The sequence below is a fragment of the Vibrio sp. DNB22_10_4 genome, assembly GCF_052879755.1.
In genome coordinates, this window is sequence record NZ_JBNNXW010000003.1 from 259631 (window position 1) to 273024 (window position 13394).

Genomic DNA, 13394 nt, shown 5'->3' on the forward strand with positions numbered 1-13394 from the left:
ACCTCTCCAATTTCAAATACCTAAGTCATCTACAGAGAGGTGTACTATGTTGGAGGTTGCAAACCAAGTCGAAGCACGCCAATTACGTGTGTTACATTGAAGTTTGCGTGTCGGGCGACATTACAAGACTTAGTAACCCGTTAATTCCATGTATCCAAGACCTTCATGGGAGCCTTTTATCTGTACGGGTCCTTCCCAGTAAGGTACGGTCAAAGGCATTTTGGCATTAGGGTTAATGGCGTTAATCGTCAAAGATAGCTCGTGTGTTGGTATGTCTAGTTGCCACGATGTCGGGTGCGGGTGGCCATTTAGGTCTGTGTGTGTCTTTACCTTGAGAGAGAGTTCATCTGCACTAATGGTGATTCCTTCTCGGTCACGATACATCAATCGTCCATAGGCGTAGTTAGCTTCCCCTGTTTGGTTGTCTCTGAGCTGAAAAACCACCAAACTAGTGTCTGTGTCGAGCCTCAGTGCGAACCAGTCCCAACCTTGCTGAGAGCCGAGCAAAAATCGGGAACTCCACTCTCTGTCTATCCATGCTTGCCCTGTCACCTGATGCCTTTGCCCTTCCACTTGAATCGAGCCCGTGACGTCTATAAACGGCTGACTGTAATAATGAGAAGCAACCCTACCATCGGCACTTTTCACGCTATAACCATTATCACCCTGAAGCTGAAAGGCTGACTCGCTAGAGAGTGAGAGCTCGTAGCTAAATACATCTGCGGCAACGGAAAGTGTGGCGGGGAACATGTCTTGGGACTCACTATTCCATTGCCAATCATCCAAATAAACACGAAAAGGCCGCTCAGTCACCCCAGCGATTTCTGGATGGGCGCGAGACCATTTCTCTTGTGCAAGATGAAGCGTTGGCGTGGTGATTGCACTGTGCGCCATGTATATCTGTGTACTGTTCCAGTTTGCCTTTTGTTGTTCTACGTTTTGCGCCTCCTCTGGCGCTAAGGCGATTCGAAACTGCGTCCATTGAACGCCAAATGTTTCGCCTGCACTGTTCTCTAAATTTGCAGTGACATACCACCACTCATAGCGAAAATCATTGTGCGGCTGATGATCTTTAGGAAACTCTATGCTTCGATTGGCCGTCACCTTGGTAAAGCCTTGTTCATCTTGGCCAAGTAAAGCACCAAAACCTTGAGGCTTTGGTTCCTCACAACCGCTCAATAGAAATAAGAGTGGCAACAGTGTCACCAAAAGACACGAGGATCTATTTTTCATCACAGCACCTCGCTCTGAAGACTCGACATCGCTGGACGTTTCACCAAACGCCACAACGGCAATGCCGTCGCCGCTGATGCTGTTGCGATACTCACCAGTGATAGCATCGCGATATCGCTCCAACTCCAAACAAATTGCAGGCTCCATCCAAATGCGCGCAGCGTTACCATATCCGTCAATATGTACCCCACCAACGCACCGAGCGGCAGCGCAAGGCATAGCGTAAAGCAAACTAACACCACCATTTGCATCACAACCATGCCTAGCAATAGTCGACTTCGTACCCCAAGTGCATACAGCCGGGCTATGGCTGCTTTGCGCGCTTCTATAAGCATGAAGCAGGCACTAAACAGCCCGATTACCGCCACCATTAACGTGACACCATTCAATGCTTTTGTAACCGCAAATGTCTGCGAGAAAATCTCGAGCGCTATGGTTTTGATTTGTTGCTGATCGTAGAGCTGATTGTCGCTTAATCCAAACTCGCTCATCAGTTGCCTACGCATATCATCGCTAGCAAGTTCTGATTTAATGCCTAAGCTAGTCGGTACCAGTGAGAATCCAGCGCGCTGCCAAAGCGCGGGGGCAATCAACAGCTCCCCTGTAGGTGAACCATAATCATAAAAAATCGCCCCTACTTTTAACGGCTGTTCAAGCGCTGTATTCAGCTCCGTCACCTCAAGCTCATCCCCAAGGCCTAATCCAAGCTTCACTGCCATTGGCTCACTGATAGCCGCTAGCTCCATTTGATAAAAGCGTGGCCAGAAATCTTGCACCATTTCTTTGGCTACCATCGTTTGTTCGAGGGTTAACGTATCTTTGGTACCGAGCTTGGTTGAGAGGTTAGAAACCGTCGTATCTAAATAGCTTTGGGTGAAGATGGCGCTTACTCCTGGCATAGACTGCAACCTACTTTGAATGCTGCTCATCTCACTTTGGGCGGGACTGATATAAATGTCCGCATGAAGGCGCTGCTCTAGCCACTGTTTCAATGTGTGCTCAAAACTCACTACTAAGGTATTCATCGCTAGGTTCGCTGTCATGGCCAGCAGCAATGCCATCATCGCGAGAGATAACGGCGCGACCAACTCTTTAAGCTCAGCGACGAGATAATGCTTCAACCCACTGGTAAACAGCTTTTCAGCCCAAGCGCTCAGCATTAATAGACCTTTGGGCAGATAAAGTGGCGTCGCAACCACCAACACGCCAAGCCAAAGCATGGTGACCCGAAAATGATGGCTGAGCACGAGTCCAAATACCGCCAATATCGTTAAACCAATGGCCATAACCAGTAGCTCGGTGGTCTTTTGTGGTTCTGGAAGCGCGTAATAGCCACTGTGTATCGATAAAGGTTGCTGAACACTACCCCGAAAATGTTGCCAGGATGCCCCAAGAGCAGCGGCCAACGTAATAGCGAGAGCCTGAAACAACCAACTCAACTGCCAAGAGCCAGGTAGTAGTGTAGCGCCATAGAGCTGCTCCAACGTCAATGCCACCGTTGGGTGCAACCAATGACTAAGCTGCATACCAAATATAAAACCAACTAGGGATCCAAGCAGTACCATGACGGTCAGCTCGACTAACAAAGCAGTAAACACGGTTGTGGAATTAAGTCCCGCTTGCTGCAACTGAACCAACAGTCGCCTACGCTTCAATAAGCTGTACTTCACACCATTGTAGGCAATAAATAGCCCAACCAAGAAAGCCAGCATGCTCATTGCGGTTAGGTTTAGGTGGAAACTGTCGGTCAGTGAATCGAGATCGCTGCTTTGAGTATTTTCAATCCACTGACCTTGATCAGCGACGAGACTCTTCCACTTCTTTTCTTGCTCGTTTTGATTTTCAAATACCGCTATGTAGCTAAGCTGCCCAGAGCGATTAAGTAAACGCTCCGCGAAGCTAATATCCACCAGTATTCGATTACCCAGTTGCCATTGATCAGGCACGGCATAAATCTGTGTCTTGGTATCATCGAGTATCAGCTTGCTAGGGCGCCCCATTTGCTCAAACTGTTGTTCACTCACCAAAGCGACGGGTTCACCTCGAAGCATGTCAGCCAATGGCAGTTGCTGATCGAACAGAAAAACAGGTTGCTTACCATCTTCACGGCCAAGGTTCATAGTCGCGGTGACAGCCGCAACGATATCACTGCCCTGCACTGAGTATCGCGGCCCTTCGGATGAGCGAACGCGTCCTTCAAGTACCGCCAGTGATTGACTTAACCCAGCCTGTCTAAGCTTAAAATAGAGATCGTTTGAGAAGTACTTTTGTCCCGTTGGTGGGATAATAAACTGTGAGGCAGGTAAACTCAGTTGCTCTGCAGCATCCGCGTAGCTGCGTTTTGCATTTAGGTTTATCGCTTGGACCGCAACAAACAGCATCACTGCGAGCACAATACCAATCAATATGGAGGCCGCTTGCAATGGTGCTTGCAGATAATGGCGGGCATAAACTCGCAGTGCGAGCGCTAGATGCCAAGGCTTAACTCGCGTCATACAGCTGCCCATTCACTAAGCGTAATCTCGACTGCATAAACGCTGCGCACTCCCCACTGTGCGTAACCAACAGCACTGCTGTGTTGCCTTGCCGGGTAATGTCGGCCAGAAGCTGCATGACTTCTCGGCCTGACTGCTCATCTAAATTTCCTGTCGGCTCATCCGCCAAAAGCAACTTCGGCTCACTAGCCAGCGCTCTTGCGATGGCAACTCTTTGCTGCTGCCCACCGGATAAAGCCGCGACATGTCTATCAAGTAAACCACTTAGCCCCAATGTCTCTACTAAGTAGTCACACCAATCATTCCATTGCTTTTGAGCAAGCGACAGCGGAAAAGCTATGTTTTGACGCACGTTGAGTGGCGTCAATAAGTTGAACTGCTGGAACACAACGCCTAACTTGTGAATGCGAAATTCGCTCCAGTCACTATCTCGCCATTGACTCGTATCTTCGCCATCAAGGGCAAGCTTTCCCGAATTTAATGGTTCAAAGCCCGCAATGATGTTCATCAGCGTACTTTTACCACTTCCACTCGCTCCCATTAACGCAGTGCTCGAGCCAGTAGCCATCACGAGTTCGCAGTCGCGAAGCACCGCATGCACTTCATTACCATCAACAAATTGCTTGCTGACACTGCGCAGAGAAACCAACGAACTGTTGGGCATAAAGCCTCCTTAGAGTCTGTTATTAGAGCTGGGACACAATGCTGATACGCATCCAATCTGGCTTTACACCAACCCTACAGGTGACAATTAAGTTAATAAAATGTAATTAACACAACTAGATAAGACAAGAAAGCACGCACTTTTTGATTTTAGTTCACTAAATAAATGGGAAATGTGACACGAAATACAATTCGACCCAACAACTAACCCATTGAGTTGCTTGGCAATGGACATCCCACTATGGTGGACAGGATATGCACCTACACGCAAAACCGTATTTAAATCGGTGAATGTGAGTTTTGGGTGACATGGATGTAACTAACCCCAAGCGTCAGACTTGAGGTCAATAAAAAAGATAAGGAAATCAGATGCCATTAAAAAAAACCGCATTTGCACTAGCCTGTGCTTCTGCATTGCTTTCGACTTCAACATTCGCCGCCAGCGATAAACTCACCATCGGTATAACACAGTATCCAGCGACGCTGCACCCCGACATCGATAGTATGGTAGCAAAAGCCTACACCAGAGGCTTTGTTAACCGTGATACCATTGGCTACGACCAAAACTGGGAGCTTGTCTGCTTTTACTGCGAACAAGTTCCTAGCTTCGAAAATGGTTTAGCGCAGATCGTCGATAGGCCACATGCCAAAGAGGATGAAAGCAAGCAGGGCGTTAAGATGCGAGTCACCCTCAAGTCTGATCTCTATTGGGGCGATGGCACACCAATCACGACAAAAGATATGGTGTTCTGGCATAAAGTGGTCACCTCACCAGACGTGCAGGGAAACCCAGAGCTAACCACGTTACAACAAATCGAAAAAGTTGAGGTAGTGGATGGGCATACGGTGAATGTCTATGTCGACCGTATCTCGTTCAAATATAATGCAGACTACATTCCAAACGTTCTTCCTTCCCATATCGAAAAAGCGGTCTTTGAAAGCGATCCTAAAAAGTACCACCTCAACACCAAGTTCGTTACAGAGCCAACCTTAGCTGGCCTATATAGCGGCCCTTATATCATCGAGCAGCTTAAACAAGGTCAATTTGTAAAAATGACTCGTAATGAGCACTGGAAAGGAAAACAGCCCCATTTTAATACAGTGACGCTTAAAACCGTCTCTGACACTCAAGCCTTACAAGCGAACTTACTTTCCGGTGACGTCGACTACATCCCTGGCGAGTTGGGTCTGACTCTCGATCAAGCGCTGCAGTTTGAGAAAAAATTTGGGAATAGGTTTAACGTCGATATTCGTCCTGCGTCACTCTACGAGCATCTAGACGTTCAGCTCAACAATCCTCACTTGTCAGAAGTGAAAGTTCGCCAAGCGTTATTATTTGGGCTGGATCGCAAGCTAATTACAGACAAACTATTCGAAGGTAAACAACAAGTTGCTAACTCAGATACGAGTCCACTCGATAGCATCTATACCTCTGACACACCGACCTATGACTACAACCCAGAAAAAGCTAAGCAACTTTTGAAACAAGCAGGCTATGAGCTAGTCAATGGCGTGCAAATGAAAGATGGCAAGCCGCTGGAAGTTGAGTTTATGACTACCGCTGGCAACAAAACCCGTGAATTGGTACAGCAGTTCGCTCAAGGCCAGTGGAAGAAAATCGGCATCAAAGCCAGCATTAACAACCAAACTGCACGCGTGTACTTTGGTACTACCTTGACCGAGCGCAAACACAAAGGTCTAGCCATGTTTGCTTGGAGCTCGTCACCAGAAAACCCGCCGTTAACGATTCTGCACTCTGACTACATCCCAACGAAAGACAATCAATGGGCAGGACAAAACTACGCTGGATACAGCAATCCAGAAATGGATCGCATCCTAGAAGCCATCGATGGCGAACTTAACAAAGAGAAACGGACTGAGCTTTGGAAGCAATTCCAAAACCTGTATGCAACAGAGCTACCCGCGCTGCCTCTCTACTATCGTTCAGACAGCTACATTCTTCCGAAATGGCTAGTCAATGTTGAGCCAACTGGTCACCAACATTACTCAAGCTACTGGTCTGAAAACTGGAGTCGAGCGAACTAGATTTCGAGCCCAAATATTCGAAATTAATAAGCATCGAAACCGTCAATCGGTATCCATTTTTAAGAATGAAGTGTCTATGAATGAAGTAATCTTAGACGTCCGCAATATGAGTGTGGCCCTTGGGTCACACTTTGCTGTTAAGGATGTCAGCTATCAAATCAAGCCAGGTGAGATCCTTGGTGTCGTCGGTGAGTCTGGCTGCGGTAAGTCCCTCACCTCTCTTGCCATTATGGGTCTACTCGATAAATCGCTAACCTTGTCTGGTGATATTCGTTTTGGCGGAAGAAATCTTGTCGGTCTGGGTGAAAAGCAGTACCAGCATATTCGTGGCGAAGGCATTGGCATGATTTTCCAAGAGCCAATGACCGCATTAAACCCAGTAATGAAAGTTGGCGACCAGATCGCCGAAATGTTCATTATTCACGAAAACAGTTCGCCGAAAGAAGCGCGAGATCGTGCCATCGAAATGCTCAAACAAGTTCACATTCCTTACCCTGAAAAGCGCGCTAATGCCTATCCGCATGAGCTATCAGGGGGAATGAGACAGCGCGTAATGATCGCCATGGCACTCGCTTGTAAACCAAAGGTGCTGATTGCTGATGAGCCCACAACCGCGCTTGATGTAACGGTTCAAGCGCAAGTGCTCGATCTATTAGAGGAGCTGCGAGAAACCACAGGGACGGCGATACAATTTATCAGTCACTCTCTTGGTGTGGTGTCGCAAATCTCGGATCGCGTTATGGTGATGTATGCGGGTCGCGTGGTTGAAATTGCCGATGTGAATGAAATTTTCGATAACCCTCAGCATCCGTACACACAAGCACTGCTGGACACAATTCCACGAGTTGGTGTCGATGTGGACAGGTTGCCAGCTATTCCAGGCAGCGTACCACCACTCGATCAACGAAGCGAAGACTACAGCTTTCGCGACCGCTGCCCAGATCTCTATGATAGCTACTTGCAGAAAGCAGAGAAGCGCAATCAACAAAGGCAAGCCAAACAAACATCTCAATCCAGCTCGGCGCTACAATCGTCCATGTTTCGTCAACAAGGAGGCGCGGCCTAATGACTTTGCTCGAAGCCAGTAACCTGCACAAACATTACCTCCTTGAAGCAGGCTCGATGTTTGGAAGAAAACCGAAAACCCTTCACGTAACCAACAATGTCTCTCTCAAAGTTGAGTCGGGACAAACCACCGCGATTGTCGGTGAATCGGGCTCAGGAAAATCGACATTGGGGCGCATGCTCAGCATGTTGGAGCGACCCGATTCCGGCGACATATTTCTCTCAGGCCAAGAGGTGTCTAGATTACCCAGTCAGATGCAGCGTCGCTTAAGGCAACGCATTGGCCTCGTATTCCAAGACCCCTACTCCGCTTTGAATCCTCGCATGCCGATCCTCTCTTCGCTTATTGAACCAATGAAGGTCAACGGCATAGGTAACAAGCAATCGCAGCGTGCGCGCGCTATCGAAGTTTTAGATTGGGTGGGTATGCGAGAAGACGTTCTTACCCGCTATCCCCATGAGTTCTCTGGCGGACAAAGGCAGCGCATCGCCATTGCTAGAGCATTAATGCTACGGCCTGAGCTTATCATCGCCGATGAGCCGCTCTCGGCACTCGATGTTTCCGTACAGTCGCAAATCCTAAATCTATTTAAAGATTTGCAACAGGAGCACGGTATTGCGTTCTTGTTCATTAGCCACGATATGGCGGTGGTTTACCACCTCGCACACGAAGTGGTGGTAATGAAAAGCGGAACCATTGTCGAGCACGCTTCCAAAGCTGATTTTTTTGCGAACCCCAAACACGCTTACAGCCGTGAGCTACTGAGCGCTGTTCCGGACATTGGCAACACGCGCAGGCGAAATCGCTCTCAGCAAACCGTAACCGCTTAAACAGTTGGCCACTGGTTTAAGCCATTAGATGTAAGGGCTTTATGCCCGTATGGATACACGCATTTTATGAAACGATTTATATTTTCAAGATTGCTGCAAATGCTGCTGGTTCTTCTGCTGGCCTCGTTTGCTGCATACAACTTAATGGGATTAATGCCAGGCGATCCTATCGATCTCATGGTACAAAATAACCCCCATATTACCGCTGAAGACGTCGCAAGACTTAAAGCAGAGCAAGGACTGGATAAACCGGTCTATGTTCGCTACTTCCATTGGCTTGGTGATGCCCTGCAAGGTGAACTCGGTTATTCCCGCATGTTCTCTCAGCCCGCTATATCCGTGCTTTGGGAAGCGATGAAAAACACCCTCATTTTGGTTGGGTGCGGCACGCTTCTCTCTATACTGATTGCACTACCCGTTGGTGTGCTGTGTGCCGTAAAGCAAAATCGCTTCACCGATTACCTGATTAGTGGCATCACCTATCTGTTTCTGTCCACACCTGCGGCTTGGCTCGCGCTAATGCTGATCATGCTGTTCTCGGTGGTGTACCCCATCTTCCCCGCAGGAGGAACGGGAGAAGCCGATGGCGCTGAAGGTTTTGATAGGCTGCGTTATATGATCCTACCTATCCTTAGCCTGACCTTACTCAGCATTGCCTCGATTTCACGTTTTATGCGCTCAAGTATGCTGGAAGTGTTTCGCCAAGATTTTGTGCGAACCGCAAAAGCAAAAGGCGCTTCTTCAACACGAGTACTCTTCAGGCATTGCATTAAAAACGGCATGTTACCGATGATTACCGTGCTCGCAATGGATATTGCGGCATTAATGAGCGGCGCGGTACTGACCGAAACCATCTTTAGTTGGCCTGGCATAGGTAAACTCACTGTCGATGCGATTAACGGTAGTGACTACAACGTCGCCATGCTCTGTTTTATGGTCGCCACTACCGCCATTCTAGTGATGAACTTTATCGCCGACATTCTCTACTCCAAAGTGGATCCCCGTATTGATTTGACCAGAGGAAGCCCGTCATGACCGCACTCGCAGCAAGAAGCCAAAACCCTTGGCTGCAAATCGTTCATCGCTTGTCTCGCCATCGGTTGGCGATGGCTTCGCTGGTAATTCTTACCGTAATGACTTTACTGTGCTTTAACGCCACCAGTATTGGTCAATGGCTAGGTGTGGATCCGTTCGAAGACAATCTATTTAGCCGTTTCGAGGCTCCGAGCGACACGCATAAGCTTGGCACTGACGAACTTGGCCGTGATATTTTGATACGCCTCCTTCTGGGTGGTCAGGTATCCCTTACGTTTGCCTTTGTTGCCGCCATCGCAACCTCAGTGATTGGCACAGTGCTGGGCGTTGTTGCTGGTTATCATGGCGGCCGCGTAGATGCCATTATCATGCGCAGTGCTGACTTTATCATTAGCCTGCCGGGTATCATGTTGCTGATTTTGATCCAGAGTATCGACATGACCAAGCTAGGCTTCTCAGAAGAGTTAGTCCGAAGTGATAGCTTTAGTGTCTACCGTTTAGTCGTTGTTATTTCGCTATTGGGCTGGCCATTTGCCGCACGTCTAGTGCGCTCAAACACACTATCCGTCAAACACCGAGAATACGTGCAAGCGGCTATCGGTTATGGCGCAAGCCACTGGTTTGTAATGAGGCAGCACATCCTACCCAACGTCATTGCTCCTGTTATCACGGCCACCACGCTTGGCATTGGCGGCGCAATCCTAACCGAGAGTGCATTGAGCTTTCTTGGCTTTGGCATCAATCCACCAACACCATCATGGGGCAACATGCTACAAAACGCTCGCGAAGCCATGTGGCATTACCCAATGGCGGCGGTATACCCGGGAGTGATGGTGCTCATCACCGTGATTACGATTAACTTTTTAGGAGATGGCTTGCAGGAAGCGATTGATCCGAAAGCTTAGTGTTTGTTAGCAGGGAAAGTCATGATGTGCTTTCCCTGCTTGCTATTAAAATGTTGGCAATAAGTTGTCCTCACCTCCTTAAAAAAGGAGACCTACTGAAGCGGGTTACTTGGAATAGTTTTGTGAGGATGACTGTAGTCTGCCATATACCGCAGTGCTAGAAACCTTACTTAGCAACCAACGCTACCCCATCAAATTTTACGCCTTCCCAGCCATATTTAATAAAGTTACGAATATTGGCATGATCAGTACCTTCAGGGTTTTTCAATACATCTTCACGATAGTATTGGCCAAAGCATGCCAACGTTGATTGCTCATCCAGCTCTTTGATTTGAGCGAAAGCGAAGATCTTACAAGAGCCGCTGTTTTGACCGGCTTGATTCTCAGTATCACCGTTTACAAAGCTCACTGGCGTAAAGTCGAAGTGCTTGTCAATCACTTGCATCGTTTGTTCAAACATCACTTCGTTTGGTTGTGAAGCCAGTAGTGCTAGAAATTGTTCCATTTTTTAGTATCCCTTACTCTTTTTCTGAGCTAGCACTATATCATTGGCGCAATCTAATGTGAGGCTATTGGAGAAGAAAAAGAGCTTAGGAGGAAATGCGTACGCCAACTGATTAAATATCAGCCAACAAACAACATACCTCTCTTATCAGCGACGTTGAATGTCTTTTAAGTGGGCTAACAATGCCCTCTCAAAGTCTCTCTTAATAAGGGGCTTAGCAATAACCGTATTGACGCCACTATCTAAAAACTCTTGTCGATTTTCACTGATAACATCCGCTGTCCAACCGAATATTAATACACTATCGCCATATTTTTCTCGTATCTCTGATGCCGCACTCGGACCATTCATCACAGGCATGTGATTGTCTAATATGATCAGATTGTATTTGCTAGGATCGAACATTTCTAAGCACTCAGCGCCATTGGCACAGCTTTCTACTTCGATATTTAAAGACTGACAAAATTTGGCGGCAACAATTCGATTGATCGCATTATCATCAACGAGCAGTACCCTGTAGACAGAGAAATCTGCATCAATAGGATCAATACTCAATTGATCATCAACCTTATTCTTAATCTCAGGTAGAGGGATCAGAACCGTAAAAGAGGAACCCACTCCCACTTCACTGTTTACTTTGATTTGTCCGCCCATCAGCAAGGTAAGGCTTTTCACTATCGAGAGCCCTAGTCCAGTGCCTCCAAACTGACGTGTTGTCGAGGTTTCTGCTTGCTCAAACTTCTCGAACACACTGTCTATTCTCTCTGGGGGGATCCCTATGCCCGTGTCTTTGACAACCAACTCGCATTGCGCCTCGACTCGATTAGACACTGAGACAGAAATCGTTCCTTTTTGGGTAAACTTAAGAGCGTTACCCACTAAGTTGAGTAAAATCTGTCTCAGTCTTACCTGATCGCCAACAAACTGCGTGTCTGGATCGGTTTTATCATGAATTTCAAACAGCAGACCTTTTTCAGAACAGAGACTTTGATAGGTATTGTTCACTGGGGCGAGTATTTCTTGCATCTTGAACTGGGTATGTTCTAGCACTAGCGCTTGATTTTCGATCTTCGAGATATCTAAGATGTCATTGAGAATTGAAATAAGATGGTTGCCAGAGCCTAGTATGAGTTGAAGTGCCTCTCGATGTTTAGGGTCGGTAATTTCTTTTTCTAGGATTTGGGTTAGGCCGAGCACTCCATTCATTGGTGTTCGAATTTCATGACTCATCGTCGCCAAAAATGCTGATTTCGCCTCATTTGCAGCATTCGCTTCTTTGGCTGTGGTGGTTAGTTTACTCTCTAATTTTTTGTACTCAGTAACGTCCCTTTCTATGGCAATATATCGGTCTATGACACCATTCTCATCGCTAATCGGTGTGATATCGATATCCACCCAGTATTCTTTCCCCTGAGAATCATAATTCAAGATTTCCGTTTTGATTGGCAGCCCTTTAGATAGGGATTCCGCAATGCGTTGTTTCGCTTGCGGGTCAGTATTGTCACCTTGTAAGAAGTGACCAGGTATTTTGCCTTTCACACTCACCAACGCATAGCCAGTCATCTCTTCAAACGCTCGGTTGACCCATTCAATAGCGCCGTGTTTATCTGTAATCACCACAGCATCTCTAGCGGCTTTAACTACCGTTGCTAGTAGCTTACTCTCACGCTCTTGAAGAATGAGTTCGCTGTTTTTCTCCGCTAACTCTTTTTGGGATATTTCGAGTTCTTTATGAGGGTTAACCAGTACTTTATTTCCAGCAAACAAGACAAGTAGAAAACTGACGCCCATAACAACCGCAATCGCATTGTAAATATGCCCCATGAAACTATCTAATTGCAGCTCTAAAGATTTGGGGTTAACACCTTGCATTAGCGTCAAACCCGCCCTAGCGACAGGTGTAGAGTTCACAAGCCAGGCACCAAGTTCGTTTTGAGTGACGTAATCAGAGACATCCCCTTGTGTTAACGCGTACCAGCGCTCTTTGGGGTCGATCAATTCCCCAAACAGTTCGTCATAATCTACTGGCGTCTCACCAAATACCATTCCGACGAAGTTGCCGTTGCTAATTATTGGCATGAAGATCTTGATGCAAATATGATCGGTATCATTATGGAGAAGGTAAACTGGCGCTGGCGTAATAAGGTTCGACGCCATTTGCTTCATTTCATTAAAAATACGGATTTCATTGGTTCGAGATGGGTGCCTAAACTTGTCTTCAAAAAGGACTTCCCTATCCGCGTTAAACACCGCAAACAAAACGGAACGAGTGTCTCCCTCATAACGGTGTAAAGTCGAATCAAGGTTGACGCTCTGTTTACCTTCAAGAAACCCGATAATGTCTTTATTGCTCGACGCCAGTTTCACGCGCGCCTTTGCATTGTCTAAGTATTCTTCAACAAACAACTTCGCGGCTTGCAGCTCTAAATTCGATCCAGTTGTTTGCAGATAGTCTATCGCGTGCTTAGATTCTCGACCTAAAATAACGACAGAAGCAATAGCGAATACACACATGACGAAAGTCGTGTATATCAATACTAACGTTCTCCCACTTAGCCCTTTTAGTTTCAGCACGTTAAGTCCCTTTTACTGGTCACTTCTATGAATCTAGGAGAT

The 13394-nt window shown here is 47.1% G+C and carries 10 protein-coding genes; 5 read left to right on the top strand and 5 right to left on the bottom strand.

The window, feature by feature from the left end:
- Positions 1-129 precede the first annotated feature (129 nt).
- The 3 genes from ACVA6Q_RS12085 to ACVA6Q_RS12095 are packed head-to-tail and all read right to left on the bottom strand — an operon-like array spanning position 130 to position 4392.
- A complete protein-coding gene (locus tag ACVA6Q_RS12085; protein ID WP_446647671.1) occupies positions 130-1233 on the bottom strand; it encodes a lipocalin-like domain-containing protein in 1104 nt (367 codons plus the stop codon).
- Positions 1233-3728 carry an FtsX-like permease family protein gene (locus ACVA6Q_RS12090; protein ID WP_446647672.1) on the bottom strand — a complete coding sequence of 832 codons (2496 nt, stop codon included), beginning with the start codon at positions 3726-3728 and terminating at the stop codon, positions 1233-1235. Before ACVA6Q_RS12090 ends, ACVA6Q_RS12085 begins: the two co-directional genes overlap by 1 nt.
- Positions 3715-4392, bottom strand: coding sequence for an ABC transporter ATP-binding protein (locus ACVA6Q_RS12095; protein WP_446647673.1), 678 nt, complete (start codon positions 4390-4392; stop codon positions 3715-3717). The genes ACVA6Q_RS12090 and ACVA6Q_RS12095 overlap by 14 nt, the downstream gene beginning before the upstream one ends.
- A gap of 368 nt (positions 4393-4760) precedes the next feature.
- Here ACVA6Q_RS12095 and ACVA6Q_RS12100 point away from each other — a divergent pair, with 368 nt between their 5' ends.
- The 5 genes from ACVA6Q_RS12100 (at position 4761) to ACVA6Q_RS12120 (ending at position 10273) form a co-directional block, all read left to right on the top strand.
- Complete coding sequence (locus tag ACVA6Q_RS12100) at positions 4761-6437, top strand: peptide ABC transporter substrate-binding protein (protein WP_446647674.1); 1677 nt, start codon at positions 4761-4763, stop codon at positions 6435-6437.
- Positions 6438-6513: 76 nt separating this feature from the next.
- Entirely contained in the window at positions 6514-7503 is a 990-nt protein-coding gene (locus ACVA6Q_RS12105; RefSeq protein WP_446647675.1) for an ABC transporter ATP-binding protein, read from the top strand.
- Positions 7503-8333: an ATP-binding cassette domain-containing protein gene (locus ACVA6Q_RS12110; protein WP_446647676.1), complete on the top strand. Its 831-nt coding sequence runs from the start codon at positions 7503-7505 to the stop codon at positions 8331-8333. The genes ACVA6Q_RS12105 and ACVA6Q_RS12110 overlap by 1 nt, the downstream gene beginning before the upstream one ends.
- 66 nt (positions 8334-8399) lie before the next feature.
- A complete protein-coding gene (locus ACVA6Q_RS12115; protein WP_353498524.1) occupies positions 8400-9368 on the top strand; it encodes an ABC transporter permease in 969 nt (322 codons plus the stop codon).
- Entirely contained in the window at positions 9365-10273 is a 909-nt protein-coding gene (locus ACVA6Q_RS12120; RefSeq protein WP_446647677.1) for an ABC transporter permease, read from the top strand. The genes ACVA6Q_RS12115 and ACVA6Q_RS12120 overlap by 4 nt, the downstream gene beginning before the upstream one ends.
- A gap of 166 nt (positions 10274-10439) precedes the next feature.
- Here ACVA6Q_RS12120 and ACVA6Q_RS12125 read toward each other — a convergent pair whose 3' ends face one another.
- Entirely contained in the window at positions 10440-10778 is a 339-nt protein-coding gene (locus tag ACVA6Q_RS12125) for a HopJ type III effector protein (protein ID WP_446647678.1), read from the bottom strand.
- Positions 10779-10925: 147 nt separating this feature from the next.
- Entirely contained in the window at positions 10926-13352 is a 2427-nt protein-coding gene (locus ACVA6Q_RS12130) for an ATP-binding protein (protein WP_446647679.1), read from the bottom strand.
- Positions 13353-13394 lie beyond the last annotated feature (42 nt).